Origin of the sequence: Kitasatospora humi (assembly GCF_020907985.1) — a bacterium.
Lineage (GTDB): Bacteria > Actinomycetota > Actinomycetes > Streptomycetales > Streptomycetaceae > Kitasatospora > Kitasatospora humi.
Map to the genome: position 1 here is coordinate 82,219 of NZ_JAJJPA010000003.1, position 14,739 is coordinate 96,957.

At 72.2% G+C, this 14,739-nt stretch carries 11 protein-coding genes; 6 read left to right on the forward strand and 5 right to left on the reverse strand.

From position 1 onward, the window contains the following. Window positions 1–33: 33 nt before the first annotated feature. The 3 genes from LN042_RS04475 to LN042_RS04485 are packed head-to-tail and all read right to left on the reverse strand — an operon-like array spanning window position 34 to window position 2,720. On the reverse strand, window positions 34–813 hold the full coding sequence (locus LN042_RS04475; RefSeq protein ID WP_230048618.1) for an FAD:protein FMN transferase: 780 nt from the start codon (window positions 811–813) through the stop codon (window positions 34–36). Beyond that, window positions 813–1,310, reverse strand: coding sequence for an FMN-binding protein (locus tag LN042_RS04480; protein ID WP_230048619.1), 498 nt, complete (start codon window positions 1,308–1,310; stop codon window positions 813–815). Before LN042_RS04480 ends, LN042_RS04475 begins: the two co-directional genes overlap by 1 nt. Before the next feature lie 27 nt (window positions 1,311–1,337). Beyond that, window positions 1,338–2,720 (reverse strand): ferredoxin reductase family protein, encoded by a 1,383-nt coding sequence (locus tag LN042_RS04485; protein ID WP_372495672.1) that lies wholly within the window; start codon window positions 2,718–2,720, stop codon window positions 1,338–1,340. A gap of 147 nt (window positions 2,721–2,867) precedes the next feature. On the opposite strand from LN042_RS04485, the gene LN042_RS04490 reads away from it, so the two are divergent. Both LN042_RS04490 and LN042_RS04495 read left to right on the forward strand, forming a co-directional pair. Beyond that, window positions 2,868–3,563 (forward strand): response regulator transcription factor, encoded by a 696-nt coding sequence (locus LN042_RS04490; RefSeq protein WP_372495673.1) that lies wholly within the window; start codon window positions 2,868–2,870, stop codon window positions 3,561–3,563. Further along, window positions 3,560–5,032, forward strand: coding sequence for a sensor histidine kinase (locus LN042_RS04495; protein WP_230048623.1), 1,473 nt, complete (start codon window positions 3,560–3,562; stop codon window positions 5,030–5,032). Before LN042_RS04490 ends, LN042_RS04495 begins: the two co-directional genes overlap by 4 nt. A gap of 171 nt (window positions 5,033–5,203) precedes the next feature. On the opposite strand, the gene pepN is transcribed toward LN042_RS04495, so the two are convergent. Beyond that, window positions 5,204–7,780: an aminopeptidase N gene (gene pepN / locus LN042_RS04500; protein ID WP_230048625.1), complete on the reverse strand. Its 2,577-nt coding sequence runs from the start codon at window positions 7,778–7,780 to the stop codon at window positions 5,204–5,206. Between the two features lie 133 nt (window positions 7,781–7,913). After that, window positions 7,914–9,641: an outer membrane protein assembly factor BamB family protein gene (locus LN042_RS04505; protein ID WP_230048627.1), complete on the reverse strand. Its 1,728-nt coding sequence runs from the start codon at window positions 9,639–9,641 to the stop codon at window positions 7,914–7,916. 298 nt (window positions 9,642–9,939) lie between these two features. Here LN042_RS04505 and LN042_RS04510 point away from each other — a divergent pair, with 298 nt between their 5' ends. From LN042_RS04510 to LN042_RS04525, 4 genes are all read left to right on the forward strand, one after another. After that, window positions 9,940–11,136, forward strand: coding sequence for an ROK family transcriptional regulator (locus tag LN042_RS04510; RefSeq protein WP_230048990.1), 1,197 nt, complete (start codon window positions 9,940–9,942; stop codon window positions 11,134–11,136). Window positions 11,137–11,337: 201 nt separating this feature from the next. Then, window positions 11,338–12,429 carry a sugar ABC transporter substrate-binding protein gene (locus LN042_RS04515; RefSeq protein WP_230048629.1) on the forward strand — a complete coding sequence of 364 codons (1,092 nt, stop codon included), beginning with the start codon at window positions 11,338–11,340 and terminating at the stop codon, window positions 12,427–12,429. A gap of 133 nt (window positions 12,430–12,562) precedes the next feature. Further along, the gene (locus tag LN042_RS04520) at window positions 12,563–13,354 is read left to right on the forward strand and encodes an ATP-binding cassette domain-containing protein (RefSeq protein WP_230048631.1); all 792 of its coding nucleotides are present in this window, start codon (window positions 12,563–12,565) and stop codon (window positions 13,352–13,354) included. A 20-nt stretch (window positions 13,355–13,374) separates the two neighbouring features. Next, window positions 13,375–14,634: a sugar ABC transporter permease gene (locus tag LN042_RS04525; protein ID WP_230048991.1), complete on the forward strand. Its 1,260-nt coding sequence runs from the start codon at window positions 13,375–13,377 to the stop codon at window positions 14,632–14,634. Window positions 14,635–14,739: the final 105 nt, after the last annotated feature.

A 14,739-nucleotide genomic window follows, 5' to 3' on the forward strand; every position in this document is an offset into this window, starting at 1 on the left:
GCGTCCTCGCCGGTCATCGGTCCTCGTGTCATGTCAGGTCGGGTTCGCCAGGTAGTGGGGCAGGCCGTGGGTGCCCAGGCGGGTGCCGTCGGGGAGGACGGCGAGGGCTTCGTGGCCGGGCAGGGCGGTGAGCCAGGGGAGGGCGCGGCGCGGGCCCATGGCGAAGGCGGCGGTGGCGTAGGCGTCGGTGCGGGCCAGTCCGGGGCCGATCACGGTGAGCGAGAGCAGCTCGTCGGCCGGGCGGCCGGTGCGCGGATCGATGATGTGCGCGCCGCGTTCGGCGGTGCCGGAGGTGGCGACCGCGAAGTCACCTGCGGCGCTGACCACGGCGACCAGGTGGTCGGGGCGCTGCGGGTCGGCGACTCCCACCCGCCACGGCCGACCCGGCGCCGCCTGGCCCCGGGCCTGCACGTCGCCGCCGCCGGTCACCGTGTGGTCGGTGAACCCGGCGGCGGTGAGCAGCGCCGAGGCACGCTCCACCGCCCAGCCCTTGACCCAGCCGGACGGGTCCAGCCGCCCGCCGGGCCTCCCCCGGCCTTCGGCCGGGGGGACCCCCATGCTGAACCAGCCGTCGCTCTCCGCGGTGACCGCCCGGCAGCTCGCCAGCACCTCGGCCACCAGCGGGTCGCACTGCTCCACGGTCAGCTCACCGCGGCCCAGCCGGCTGATGTCGCTGTCCGGGCGGTAGGTGGAGAACAGCCGGTCCAGCCGGTGCAGTTCGGCGATCGGCCCGGCCAGCACCGCAGGGTCGTCGGCGTTCGGAACCGCGAACGAGACGACCGTGCCCATCACCTCCTCGGCGTGGCGCAGCATCAGTGGATGCCGGCCTGGTCGAGGGCGCTCTGCAGCGAGCGGGTGTAGCCGTCGCTGGTGTAGGTGGCGCCGGAGACCGAGTCGATGTTGGCGTTGCCGGCCGCGATCGCCTCCTGGTTGAGCTCGGGGAGCGCGTAGCTGTTGATCTCCTCGTCGCGGTTGCTCTCCGAGGGGTACTGGATCACGTCCACCTTGGTGAGCTTGCTGCCGGTCAGGGTGATCCGCACCTGGACCGGGCCGTACCGGGTGTCCACCGCGCTGCCGGTGACGGTGCGGGTGCCGCCGGCGGCCGGGGCGGCCGGGGACGACGACCCGGACGTCGGCCCGGTCGACGTTCCGCTCCCGCTCGCGCCCGACGAGGCCGGTGCCGGGGCCGCCCCGGTGTCCGAGGAGATCACCGGCAACGACTGGGCCGAGGCGCTGCCGTGCGGCTTCAGCGAGAGCAGGAGCACGATCCCGGCTGCGGTGGCCGCACTGGTGACGATCATTCGGCGCATCAGTCGACGCTCCTTCGGTACGGGCGGTCAGAATTCAAAGGACTCGTGGTGGATCAGGTGCTGCGGCACCCCCGCCGCGCGCAGCTCGCGCACGGTGGCGGCCATCATCCCGGGCGGGCCGCAGAGGAAGACCTCGTGCCCCTTCAGCCCGGGCACCAGGCGGGCCAGCGAGGCCGCCGTGAGAGGGTCGCCGACCGTGCGCCGATCGCCCAGCAGCAGCTCGAGCCGGGCCCGGCGGCGTGCGGCCACCCGCTCCAGCTCGTCCCGGAAGAGCACGTCCTCGGCCCGCCGGGCCCGGTACAGCAGGGTCAACTGGCCCTGGTGGGCCGGCAGGGTCTCGAAGAGCGTCCGGATCGGCGTGATCCCGACCCCGGCCGCGATCAGCAGCACCCGCCGCCCGGGCGCCACCCGGCGGCGCGCGGTGAACGCCCCGTACGGGCCCTCGGCGCGCACCCGCACCCCGGGCCGCAGCCGGGCGACCGCCGCGCTGTGCCCGCCCAAGTCCTTCACCGTGAACCGCAGGAAGCGCGGGTGCGGGGGCGCCGACAGCGAGTACGGGTTGGCCGCCCAGCGCAGCCCCGGGGTCATGAACTGCAGTCGGAAGAACTGCCCCGGCTCGCAGCGCAGCGCCTCCAGATCGCGGCCGGTCAGGAACACCGAGACGACCCCGTCCGCCTCCGGCCGCACCTCGGCCACCCGCAGCCGGTGCCGCCGGTCCCGCAGGAACGGCAGCAGCAGCCGGAAGCAGCCCAGGATCGCGAACGAGCCCAGGTAGAGCGCCCACCAGGCGAGCAGCCCAGGGCCCTCGATCAGGTCCGCGCCGTTGGCCAGCTGGTGGGCGAAGGCCAGCGCGATCGCCAGGTAGGTGGCCAGGTGCAGGTAGTACCAGGCCTCGTAGCTGAGTCGGCGGCGGGCGGCCCGGGCCGAGACCACGCCGGTGCCCAGCATCAGCAGGGTGCCCAGGGTCGCCTTGAGCATCTCCGGGTAGTGGAAGACCAGCTGCCCGGTCTCGCTCACCAGGCCGCGGTGCGCGGTGAGGGCGTAACCCCAGATCACGGTCACCAGGTGCACCAGGACCAGGCTCACCACGTAGCGGCCGCCGATCGCGTGCCAGCGGGCCAGTCGGTCGGCGCCCACCTCCCGCTCCAGCACCGGGATCCGGGCCATCAGCAGCAGTAGTACCGGCGCGCCGTAGCCGGCCAGCAGCCCGGCGATCCGGGAGGCGCCGGTCAGCCACTCGTCGGCGCCGCGCACCGCCGAGGTGTCCCGCCACCAGATGGCCAGCACGGCGAGCGCGCCGACGGCGATCAGGACCGGCACCAGGGTCGGCAGGGCGGCCTTGGCCAGCTCGGGCGGCCGCACCGGGGTCGGCGCCGCCCGCCGGCCGCGGTGCTGAGTCGCTGTGCTCACTCCGTCCTCCTTGCTCACCGAACCGCCACCCTGCCATCCGCACCTCTCAGTTCCCTATGAGTCCGGTCTCGTCCGGGTGCGTTTTCCCAGCTCAGAGCGGTCCAGGGGGTGCGGGATCTCAGGGCTTTCTCATCCCGGCCGGGCAGAATGGTTGACATGACCCGCCGCATCCTGGTCGTCGACGACGAACCCGATCTTGTCGAGGTGCTCTGCGGGGCGTTGCGTTACGAGGGCTGGCAGGCCGTCGGCGCGGCCACCGGCGCGGAGGCGGTGTCGGCGGTGCGCAGCTGGGCGCCGGACGCCGTGGTGCTCGACATGATGCTGCCCGACCTCGACGGGCTCGCCGTGCTGGAGCGGATCCACGCCGAGCGCCCCGAGACCCGGGTGCTCTTCCTGACCGCCCGGGACGCCGTGGAGGACCGGATCGCCGGCATCGCGGCCGGTGGCGACGACTACGTGACCAAGCCGTTCAGCCTGGCCGAGGTGGTGGTCCGGCTGCGCGGCCTGCTGCGCCGGGCCGAGCCGGCCGCCGCCCCGCCGGCCGAGGCGCTGGTCCTGGGCGACCTGGTGCTGGTGGAGGCCTCCCGCGAGGTGACGCGGGGCGGGCAGCCGATCGACCTGAGCCCCACCGAGTTCGCGCTGCTCGCCCACCTGATGCGGCACCCGCGCCAGGTGCTGAGCAAGCCGCAGCTGCTGGAAGCCGTCTGGTCCTACGACTTCGGCGGCCAGGCCCACGTGGTGGAGCTCTACATCAGCTACCTGCGCAAGAAGATCGACGCTGGGCGGGCACCGATGATCCACACCGTCCGCGGCGCCGGCTACCTGCTGAAAGCCGCCACATGAGGCAGCCCTCGCTGAAGCCGTTCCGGTTGGAGCCGCGCGGCCGCTCGCTGCGGGCCCGGCTGATCACCGGCCTGCTGGCGCTGCTGCTGCTGATCTTCGTCGGGGTCGGGTTGGCGGTGACCAGCGCGCTGCACAGCGGCCTCCTCGACCGCCTGGACCAGCAGCTCGCCGACACCGGCGGCCGCTACGCCGCCAGCCTGGAGCACACCGGCGACGGGCGCAGCGACACCCGGGCGCAGGCCCCGGGCACCCTCGGCGCCCGGCTGCTGAACGGCACCGTGACCGCCGCCCGGGTGGTGGACGGCGACGCCGACGACCCGGCGGTGGCCGCCGGCACCACCCCCGCCGACACCGACGACCGGGTCACCCTCGACGCCGCCGACCGGCTGGCGCTGGCCGGTCTCCCGGTCGGCGGCCCGGCCCGCACGGTGCAGCTGAGCGGCCCGGGGGAGTACCGGGTCCGTGCGGTCGCCGGGCAGGACGGCGACGTGCTGGTCACCGGCCTGCCGATGCGGCCGGTCGAGGACACCATGCACCAGGTGATCACGATCGAGGTGGTCGTCTTCGGCCTGGCGGTGCTGGTGGCCGGGCTCGCCGGGACCGGCTGGCTGCGGCTCGCGCTGCGCCCGCTGGACCGGATCGCCGCCACCGCCACCCGGGTGAGCACACTGCCGCTGGCCCGCGGCGAGGTGGAGATCGAGGAGCGGGTGCCCGAGGAGGCGGCCGACCCCCGCACCGAGACCGGTCGGGTGGGCCTGGCCCTCAACCGGATGCTCGGCCACGTCGAGGACGCGCTGGCCCAGCGGCACACCGTCGAGGACCGGCTGCGCGCCTTCGCCGCCGACGCCGGCCATGAGCTGCGCACCCCGGTGGCGACCGTGCGCGGCCACGCGGAGCTGGCCCTGCGCCACCCCGAGATCGCGCCACCGGTGCGGCACGCCCTCGAACGCATCGAGGCGGAGTCCCGCCGGATGGGCGCCATCGTCGACGACCTGCTGCTGCTGGCCCGCCTGGACGCCGGCCGCCCACTGGCCCGCGCCGACGTCGACCTGACCCGGCTCGCCCTGGACTGCACCGCCGATGCCCGGGCGGCCGCCCCCGACCACCACTGGCGCCTCGACCTGCCCGCCGAGCCGGTGTCGGCCGTCGGCGACGAGGACCGGCTCCGCCAGGTCGTCGCCAACCTGCTCGGCAACGCCCACCGCCACACCCCGCCCGGTACCACCGTCACACTGCGCCTGACCGACCGCCGGCTGACCGTCCTCGACGACGGTCCGGGCATCCCCGAGGCGCTGCGCCCCCACCTCTTCGAGCGCTTCGCCCGGGCCGACCACTCCCGCGCCCGCAGCACCGGCGGCACCGGCCTCGGCCTCGCCATCGCCCGGGCCATCGCCCGCGCGCACGGCGGCGACCTCGTCCTGGCTCCGACGCAGGGGGCGGGTGCCGCCTTCGAGTTGACACTGCCCTGACGAGGGCTGCGCGGGCGGGGCTGCGCGGGCGAGCGGTCACCGGGCGAGGGCCGCGCGAAGGCCGACGGCGACCTTCGTCATCGTCGCGGGCGGGAGGGCTCCGCTAGCCGCAAGAGCCGGGAGCCCGGGCACGCGGCGTGCCCGGGCTCCCGGCTGGGCAGGCTCACCCGCTCAGCGGTTCGCCGCCGCGTCCGCGGCCTGCGCCCGCAGCGCCCGCTCGACGCCGGAGCGGGACTCGACGACCAGGCGGGCCAGGGCCGGGGCCGGGTCGGCGCCGGCGAGCCAGGCGTCGGTGGCGTCCAGGGTGGCCTGGCTGAGCTGCAGGGTCGGGTAGAGGCCGATGATGATCTGCTGGGCGATCTCGTGGCTGCGGGTCTCCCAGACCGACGTCAGCGACTCGAAGTACTTGGCCACGTACGGGGCGAGCAGCTCGCGCTGGTCGGCCACGTTGAAGCCGCTGATCACCGCGTCCTGCACGTAGTTGGTCAGCTCGTCCGAGTCGACCACCGACGCCCAGGCCTGCGCCTTGGCCTCGGCGGTGGGCCGGGCGGCCCGGCAGGTGGCGGCCTTCTCCTGGCCGGCCGCGGTGTTGTCGCGCTCCAGCTCGGCGGCGATCGCGTCGTCGCCGGCCCGGCCGGTGGCGACCAGGCGGGTGAGCAGGTCCCAGCGCAGGTCGGTGTCGACCGCCAGGCCCGCCAACTCCGCGGTGCCGTCGAGCAGTCCGGCCAGCAGGTCCAGCTGCTCGGCCGAACGGGCCACCGCGGCGAGCGCCTTGGCCCAGGCGAGCTGGTGGTCGCTGCCCGGCTCGGCGGCCCACAGCCGCTCCTCGGCGACGGCCGCCCAGCGGGCCAGTCCGGTCTCGCGCCAGGCCGGGTCGGCGTAGAGGTCCAGGGCCAGCTTGACCTGGCGGTGCACCGACTGCACCACGCCGATGTCGGTCTCCTTGGGCAGGCCGGCCACCGCGAGGTCCAGGTAGTCACGGGTGGCCAGTTCGCCGTCCCGGGTCATGTCCCAGGCGGCGGCCCAGACCAGCGCGCGGGGCAGCGGGTCGGCGAAGTCGCCGAGGTGGCCGGTGACGGCGGTCAGCGAGACCGGGTCCAGGCGCAGCTTGGCGTAGCTCAGGTCGTCGTCGTTGAGCAGCACCACGGTGGGGCGGGGGCGGCCGACCAGCTCCGGCACCGGGGTCAGCTCGCCGTCCACGTCGAGCTCGATCCGGTCGGTGCGCACCAGCGCGCCGTCGACCAACTCGTAGCTGCCGATGGCGATCCGGTGCGGGCGCAGTGCGGCCGAGCCGCGGGCGCCCTCGGGCAGCGCCGGGGCCTCCTGGCGGACCGCGAAGGAGGTGATCACGCCGTCGGCGTCGACCTGGATCTCGGGGCGCAGCACATTGATGCCGGCGGTCTCCAGCCAGGCGGTGGACCAGGCCTTGAGGTCGCGTCCGCTGGTCTCCTCCAGCGCGCCGAGCAGGTCGGCGAGCGTGGTGTTGCCCCAGGCGTGCCGCTTGAAGTACGCCTGCACGCCCTTGAAGAAGGCGTCCTGGCCGACGTAGGCCACCAACTGCTTGAGCACCGCGGCGCCCTTGGCGTAGGTGATGCCGTCGAAGTTGACCATGACGTCTTCGAGGTCGTTGATCTCGGCCATGATCGGGTGGGTGGAGGGCAGTTGGTCCTGCCGGTAGGCCCAGGTCTTCATCTGGTTGGCGAAGGTGGTCCAGCCGTTGGGCCACTTGGTGCCGGCCGGCTCGACCAGGGCGACCATCTCCGCGTAGGTGGCGAACGACTCGTTGAGCCAGAGGTCGTTCCACCACTCCATGGTGACCAGGTTGCCGAACCACATGTGGGCCAGCTCGTGCAGGACGGTGGTGGCCCGCATCTCGTAGGAGGCGTCGGTCACCTTGGAGCGGAACACATACTGGTCGCGGAAGGTGACGGCACCGGCGTTCTCCATCGCGCCGGCGTTGAACTCCGGGACGAAGAGCTGGTCGTACTTCTCGAACGGGTAGGGGACGTCGAACTTCTCCTGGAAGTACCGGAAGCCCTGCCGGGTGATGTCGAAGATCGCCTCGGCGTCCAGGTACTCCTTGAGCGACGGGCGGCAGTAGATGCCCAGCGGCACCACCTGGTCCCCGTCGGTGTAGGAGTCGAAGACGCCGGTGTACGGGCCGGCGATGACCGCGGTGATGTAGGAGGAGATCCGCCCGGTGGGGGCGAACGACCAGGTCTGCTTCTCGCCCTCGCCGACCGGCTCCGGGGTGGGCGAGTTGGAGACCACCACCCAGCCGCGCGGCGCGTGCACGGTGAAGGAGAAGCGCGCCTTCAGGTCGGGCTGCTCGAAGGAGGCGAACACCCGGCGGGCGTCGGGCACCTCGAACTGACTGTAGAGGTAGGTCTCGCCGTCCACCGGGTCGGTGAACCGGTGCAGGCCCTCACCGGTGTTGGTGTAGGCGCAGTCGGCGACCACCCGCAGTTCGTTCTCGGCGGCCAGCCCGGTCAGCGTGATCCGGCTGTCGGCGAAGGCCGAGACGTCCACCTGGCGGCCGTTCAGCACGATCTCGTGCACGGTCGGCGCGACCAGGTCGATGAAGGTGGCGGCGCCGGGGTCGGTGACGGTGAACCGGACGGTGGTGGTGGACCGGAAGGTCTCCAGTTCCCGGGCCGAACTCAGGTCGAGCTCGATGTCGTACGCGTCCACGTGCAGGAGCGCGGCCCGGGTGCGGGCCTCCTCACGGGTCAAGTTGGTGCCAGGCACTCGCAGGACTCCTTCGTCAGGCTTGTTGGCCGCATCCTCCCACGTCGCCCGGCTCGGGAAGCATCCTTTTGACCGCGCGGAAAGCCGAACGGTGGGTGCACGCAGCAGCGTGCACCCACCGGGTGACGAACGGTCAGTTCTTTGAGCCGTACATGACGGCGCTGTGCTCGATCGGCAGCCCGTCGAGGACCAGCACCCGGCCGTCGTCGGAGTGCATGACCTCGGAGTCCTGGAAGGTCATCGAGAGGGAGTCCTTCTGGGCGAAGGTCGCGCTGGCCTTGAACGAGCCGTCGGTGGCGGACAGCGAGCCGACCTGGGCGCCCTGGTCGTAGCCGTTGATGGCGATCACGGTGGGGGAGTCGCCCCCCTCGTCGACCAGGCGCAGGCCCTGCTGGGCGCCGCCGTCCGTGGTCCACAGGGTCTTGCCGCTGGTCAGGTCGATGGCCCGGATCGCGGTCTTGTTGCTCTTGTCGACCTCGATGTACAGGGTGTTGCCGAGCACCAGGTTGTGCGACACCGCCGCCGAGGCCGCGGACGGGCGCATCTTGTCCTCGCCGGTCACCTTCAGCGGGATCTTGGGCAGCTGGTTGCCGTTGGAGTCGATGGCGAACATGTAGTCGCCGTCGGCGTCGGCGCTGATCTGCACGACCAGCATCCCCTTGGTCTGGACGATCTGGGACAGCCGGTCGTTCTCGTTGGGCAGCGGGATGCTGGTGCCGACCTTGCCGGTGTCCGCGTTCATCACCTGGAGCAGCTGCTTGGGCGAGCCGTCCGCGCAGTAGTCGCTGAGCACGATCAGACCGCCCGCGGCGTCCGCGGTCCCGTTGCAGTACTGGCCGCGGGGGGAGTACTTCCACAGCTGGTGGCCGTCGGCCAGGCTGAAGCCGCCCAGCACGCCGCTGCTGGCCGCGCCGATGGCGTTGTCCGTGATGGTGACCGCGGTGTCGAAGCTCTTCTGGTCCGGCAGCGGGCTGCCGACCTTGAACTTCAGCGTGCCGCTGGTCGCGTCGACGGCGCCGATCGCCGCGCAGTCGTCGTCGCCCAGGTTGAAGCTGACGGCGCCGAGGCCGGCCTTGTTGGTGGTCTTGGACATGCTGCAGAACGCCTTGGTGCCGCTGGGCGCGGGCAGCGTCCAGGCGACCTTGCCGTCGCTGAGGTTGTAGGCGGTCAGTGCGCCGGCGTCGCCGCGGATCACCAGCTTGTCGGTGACCCAGGAGCCGATCATGCGGTTGTCGCCGCTGTCGCCGGACTTGGGCGCCGTCCACAGGTCGGTCAGCTGGCCGGAGGCGACGCTGCCGCTGGGGCCGCCGGTGGGGGAGCCGGTGGTCGCGGGAGGGTGCTGGGGAGTGGAGAACAGCACGATCAGCCCGATCACGATGCCGATCGCCAGCACGCTGCCGGCGATCGCGCCGAACAGCATCACCGGGTTGCGCTGCTTGGTCGGGGCGGGGACACCCGGCGCGCCGGGGTAGGCGTAGCCGGGGGCGGCGGCCTGCTGGAAGCCGGGCTGGGGCTGGGCGTAACCGGGGTAGCCGGACTGCGGCCCCGGCGCGGGCGTCGGGTACGACTGCGCCTGCGGGTAGCCGTAGCCGTCGGCCTGCGGCGTGGGCGTCGGATAGGGCTGGCCCTGCGGGTAGCCGTAGCCGCCGGCCTGCGGGGCGTACGGGCCGGCCGGGGCGCCGGAGGGCGGGGGCGGCGTGCCGGGTGCCGCGGGTGCGGCGCCGGCGGGCGGCTGCGCCGGGAAGGCCAGCTCGGTCGGCTGGTAGCTGACGTCCTCGGCGCCCGCGCCGGCCGGCTGGCTCGGCGCTGGTACCGACGCTCCGTCAAGCTGGGTCTTCTGGTCCGGCTGATCGCCTGCCATGTGATGCCCCGTTATCGATCGTTGGTGTGGTCCGCCTGATCCAGGCCGATGCGACACTGGAGGCCGAAGAGGCGGCTGGGAACAACGGACATCGTAGAGGTGGGCCGTTCGGGGCTGTCCAAGGGCCCGAGCCTCCCGCCGGGGCGGTCCGACCGGGCGGGAGCGCACGCACCGCGGCTCTCGGCATAGAGTTCACAAGTTGAAGGTGAACTTCTGGTTGACGGAGCTCCGTCGCAATGGCGCGGCGCGGGGCGGGAACGGTCGGGTTCCCGGACCCTGAGGAGGGTAATTCATGTCCATGGACACGCCGGGTTCGCAGTCCTCACTGCACCGCGCCAACCTCGAGCGGGTGCTGCGCGCGGTCCGGATGGCCGGTTCGCTGACCCAGGCGGAGATCGCCCGTTCCACCGGACTCTCCGCGGCGACGGTCTCCAACATCGTGCGCGAGCTCAAGGAGAGCGGCACGGTGGTGGTGGCCGACACCTCCTCGGGAGGCCGCCGGGCCCGCAGCGTCTCGCTGAGCGGTGACGCCGGGATCGTGGTCGGCGTCGACTTCGGCCACTCCCACCTGCGGGTGGCGGTCGGCAACCTGGCGCACCGGGTGCTCGCCGAGGAGTCCGAGCCGATGAACGTGGACGTCTCCGCCGAGCAGGGCTTCGCCCGGGCCGAGGCGCTGGTGGCGCGACTGCTGGAGCAGGCCGGGTTCCGGCCGGACAAGGTGATCGGGGTGGGCCTGGGGGTGCCCGGGCCGATCGACGTGGAGACCGGGGCGCTCGGCTCCACCGCGATCCTGCCGGGGTGGACCGGGATCGCGCCGGGCCGGGAGCTGTCCGAGCGCCTGGGCATGCCGGTGCACGTCGACAACGACGCCAACCTGGGCGCGCTGGGCGAACTGGTCTGGGGGGCCGGGCGCGGGCTGGCCGACCTGGCCTACATCAAGGTGGCCAGCGGGGTGGGCGCCGGCCTGGTCATCAACGGGCAGATCTACCGCGGGCCGGGCGGCACCGCCGGCGAGATCGGGCACATCACGCTGGACGAGTCCGGGCCGGTCTGCCGCTGCGGCAACCGCGGCTGCCTGGAGACTTTCGTGGGATCCCGCTACCTGCTCAACCTCTTGAACGCTAGTCACCAGCGCGAGTTGACGTTGTCCGAGGTGGTCCGGCTGGCCCAGCAGGGCGACCTGGGCTGCCGACGGGTGATCGCGGACGCCGGGCGGCAGATCGGCACCGGTGTGGCGACCCTGTGCAATCTGCTGAATCCCCGTCGGGTGATCCTCGGTGGTGACCTCGCAGAGGCCGGTGAGCTGGTACTTTCTCCGATCCGGGACTCGGTGGCGCGCTATGCGATCCCCTCGGCGGCGCGTCAGCTGTCGATCGTGCCAGGCACCTTGGGCGGTCGCGCGGAGGTGCTCGGCGCCCTCGCCCTGGTGATGAGCGAGATGGGCGAAACCGGGGCAATCGGACACGCCACGCCGGCCGCGGCGGCACGTGCCTGACGCTCCACCGGTCCCCCGCAAGGGGGACGAAAACGGGACAGGATCGGACAGTTTGGTCTCGGCTTAGCCTTCAGGAAGGTAACGAATACATTTGGATCCGGGTGGGCCTGGGTTCATATGTTGACGACGCGGCAGGGTGGGGGGTTGACTCCATCCCACCTCGCCGCAACGTTGCGGCTCTGTCAGGGAGGCTCCCCCCACATGAACGCAATGATGCGTCGCGTCGTTATCGGCACCGCCGCGGTTTCGATGGCTCTCACCATGGCCGCCTGTGGCAAGGCCGGTGGCAGCAGCTCCAACTCCGCGAGCTCGGGAGACACCAAGACCATCGGCCTGCTCCTCCCCGAGAACTCCTCGTCGGTCCGTTACGAGTCCTTCGACAAGCCGCTGATCGAGGCCAAGGTCAAGTCGCTCTGCGCGGACTGCACGGTCAAGTACAACAACGCCAACGGCGATGCGGCGACCCAGAAGCAGCAGTTCGACACCCTGGTCTCGCAGGGCGTCAAGGTGATCATGCTCGACCCGGTGAACGCCGCGGGCACCGCCTCCTGGGTCAGTGACGCGCAGAAGAAGGGCGTCAAGGTCATCGCCTACGACCGGCTCGCCGCCGGTCCGGTCTCCGCCTACGTCTCCTTCGACAACGAGAAGGTCGGCGAGCTGCAGGGCCAGGCGCTGGTGAACGCGCTGGGCGGCAACGCCAAGTCCGCCAACGTCGTCATGATCAACGGTGACGACAACGACCCGAACGCCGGCCAGTTCAAGGCGGGTGCCCACAAGGTGCTGGACAGCGCCGTGGGCAAGATCGTCTACGAGCAGTCCGGCGAGTGGAAGCCCACCGTGGCCAGCCAGAAGATCGGCGCCGCGATCACCTCGCTGGGCAAGAACGGCTTCCAGGCCGTCTACTCGGCCAACGACGGCATGGCCGCCGCCATCATCACCGCGCTCAAGGCCCAGGGCATCAGCGTGCCGGTCGGCGGCCAGGACGCGGCCTCCGACGCGATCCAGCGGATCCTCACCGGCGACCAGGCCTACACCATCTACAAGGCCTACAAGCCGGAGGCCGAGGGCGCCGCCACCATCGCGGTCAACCTGCTGCACAACGTGGACGTCACCAGCGTCGCCACCGCCACCACCACCAGCGGCGGCACCAACGTCCCCTCGCTGCTGCTCACCCCGGTCGTGGTGACCAAGGCCAACATCAAGGACACCGTGATCGCCGACGGCCTCTACAAGGTCTCGGACATCTGCACCGCGCAGTACGCGCAGGCCTGCAAGGACGCCAACCTCCAGTAATCCAGCGCCCCTTCACAGCCGGTCGCCGACCGGACCCGAGGCGGTCCGGTCGGCGCCCCGCGCGGCACTCCGGCGTACCCGGCCTCCCAGCAGAGCCACGTGCGCCCCTTTTGACGACCCCGAAGGAGCCACGATGGTTCAGTCAGACACACCCGTCCTCGCCCTGCACGACGTCTCCAAGCGCTTCGGCGCCGTGCAGGTGCTCACCGGCGTCCACCTCGAGGTGCACGCCGGCCAGGTGGTCGCCCTGGTCGGCGACAACGGCGCCGGCAAGTCCACCCTGGTCAAGACGATCGCCGGGGTGTACACGATCGACGAGGGCAGCATCGAGTGGGAGGGCCGCAAGGTCACCCTGAACCGCCCCCAGGACGCCACGGCGCTGGGCGTCGCGACGGTCTACCAGGACCTCGCGCTCTGCGACAACCTCGACGTGGTCGCCAACCTCTTCCTCGGCCGGGAGCTGATGCGCGGCGGCCGACTGGACGAGGTCGCCATGGAGAAGAAGGCCCAGGAGCTGCTCGACACGCTCTCCATCCGGATCCCCAGCGTGCGGATCCCGGTGGCCGCGCTCTCCGGCGGCCAGCGCCAGGTGGTCGCCATCGCCCGCGCGCTGATCGGCGACCCCAAGATCGTCATCCTGGACGAGCCCACCGCCGCGCTCGGCGTGGAGCAGACCGCCCAGGTGCTCGACCTGGTCGAGCGGCTCCGCGACCGCGGCCTCGGCGTGATCCTGATCAGCCACAACATGGCGGACGTGCGGGCCGTCGCCGACCAGGTCGCCGTGCTGCGACTGGGCCGCAACAACGGCGTCTTCAAGATCGCCGAAACCAGCCACGAAACCATCATCTCGGCCATCACCGGCGCCACCGACAACGCGGTGACCCGCCGTCAGGCGCGCGTCGCAGAGGCGGAGGGCACCAAGTGAGCGACCAGAAGGCAACCCAGATGACCTCCCAGGGCACGGCGTCCCAGTCCATCCCCGCGGCCCCGGCCGTCGACCCCCGGCTGCTGGTCCGCGAGCAGGGCCTCAACGGCTACCTCGCCGAGTTCCAGCGCAAGCTGCGCAGCGGCGACCTCGGCTCCCTGCCGGTGGTGGTCGGACTGGTCGCGATCGCGATCATCTTCCAGTCGCTGAACAGCCACTTCCTGACCGCCGGCAACCTCTCCAACATCGCCCTCTACCTCGCCGGCCCGGGGCTGATATCGGTCGGCATCGTCTTCGTGCTGCTGCTCGGCGAGATCGACCTCTCGCTGGGCTCGGTGGCCGGCGCCTCGGCGGCCATCGCCGCGGTGGCCGCCGTCCAGCACGGCGTCAACGAGTGGCTGGCGATCCTGCTCGCGGTCGGCTGCGCGCTGGCCATCGGCGCGCTGCACGGCTTCTTCTTCGCCAAGCTGGGCGTGCCGGCGTTCGTGGTGACGCTGGCCGGCTTCCTCGGCTGGAACGGTCTGCAGGGCGTCGTGATGGGCAAGACCGGCACCCTCAACAACATCCCGAACGGCGTGATCGCCAAGCTGGACAACTACTTCTTCGACGACGTCGCCGTCGCCTACGGCCTGGCCGCGATCGGCGTCGCGGGCTACCTGGTCGCCACGCTGCTGGCCGCCCGGAACCGCCGCCAGGCCGGGCTGCCGGCCCGCTCGGTCACCGAGATCGCGGTGCGCGCCGCCGGGCTGGCCGTGCTCGCCTTCGTGGTGGCCTACATGTTCAACCAGGACCGCGGCATGCCGCTGGCGCTGGTCGTCCTGCTCGCCGTGGTGATCGGTTCCGACTTCGTGCTGCGCCGCACCCGCTACGGCCGCCAGGTGTTCGCGGTCGGCGGCGGCATCGAGGCGGCCCGCCGGGCCGGCATCAGCGTGGCCCGGGTGCGGATCTCGGTCTACATGATCTCGGCCGGCCTGGCCGCGGTCGGCGGCCTGTTCCTCGCCTCGCAGTCCGGCTCCGCCGACAAGCAGCTGGGGAGCGGCAACGTCCTGATGGACGCCATCGCGGCGGCCGTCATCGGCGGCACCAGCCTGTTCGGCGGTCGCGGCAAGGCCTGGTCGGCGTTGCTGGGCACGCTGGTGATCGAGTCCATCATGGTCGGCCTGGACATGCAGAACACCAGCCAGTCGATCGAGTACATGATCACCGGCGCGGTGCTGCTGGCCGCGGTGGTCCTGGACTCCGTCTCGCGTCGCACCCAGAAGTCCTCCGGACGCGGCTGACCCGCCGCAGGCCCGGGACGCGCTCCTGCGCCCAGCCAGTCCTTCGCACTGGCGCGCGGGGGCGCGTTCCGGGCTTTCGCGCGCCCCGCAGACATGCTCCCGGCG